The organism is Streptomyces sp. H39-S7, from assembly GCF_027158205.1.
In the GTDB taxonomy this organism is placed as follows: domain Bacteria; phylum Actinomycetota; class Actinomycetes; order Streptomycetales; family Streptomycetaceae; genus Actinacidiphila.
This window is the reverse complement of the sequence record NZ_JAPVLU010000145.1, coordinates 1-596: the sequence shown is the minus strand read 5'-3', so window position 1 is coordinate 596 and position 596 is coordinate 1. Positions and strand designations below refer to the sequence as shown.

The 596-nt window shown below is 71.8% G+C and carries 1 protein-coding gene; it reads left to right on the top strand.

Annotated features, from left to right (window positions below):
• A partial coding sequence (locus O3X23_RS43895) for a methionine adenosyltransferase domain-containing protein (RefSeq protein WP_269281020.1) occupies positions 1-596 on the top strand: 596 nt, incomplete at both ends.

The following is a 596-nucleotide window of genomic DNA, read 5'->3' as shown; positions in this document are numbered from 1 at the left end:
CGACCGTCAGGGCGCGGGCGACCAGGGCCTGATGTTCGGTTACGCGTGCGACGACACGCCCGAACTGATGCCGCTGCCCATCGCGCTGGCCCACCGCCTCGCCCACCGCCTGACGCAGGTCCGCAAGGACGGCTCCGTCGCCTACCTGCGCCCGGACGGCAAGACCCAGGTCACCGTCGAGTACGACGGCGACCAGGCGAAGCGGCTGGACACCCTGGTGGTCTCCTCCCAGCACGCCTCCGACATCGACCTGGACTCCCTGCTCGCCCCCGACATCCGCGAGCTGGTCGTCGAGCCCGAGCTGGCGGCCCTCGCCGAGGCCGGCATCGAACTCGACACGGACGGGTACCGGCTGCTCGTCAACCCGACCGGGCGCTTCGAGGTGGGCGGTCCGATGGGTGACGCGGGACTGACCGGCCGGAAGATCATCGTCGACACGTACGGCGGGATGGCCCGGCACGGCGGAGGTGCGTTCTCCGGCAAGGACCCGTCCAAGGTCGACCGTTCCGCCGCCTACGCGATGCGCTGGGTCGCGAAGAACGTCGTCGCGGCCGGGCTGGCCCGCCGCTGCGAGGTCCAGGTCGCGTACGCCATCG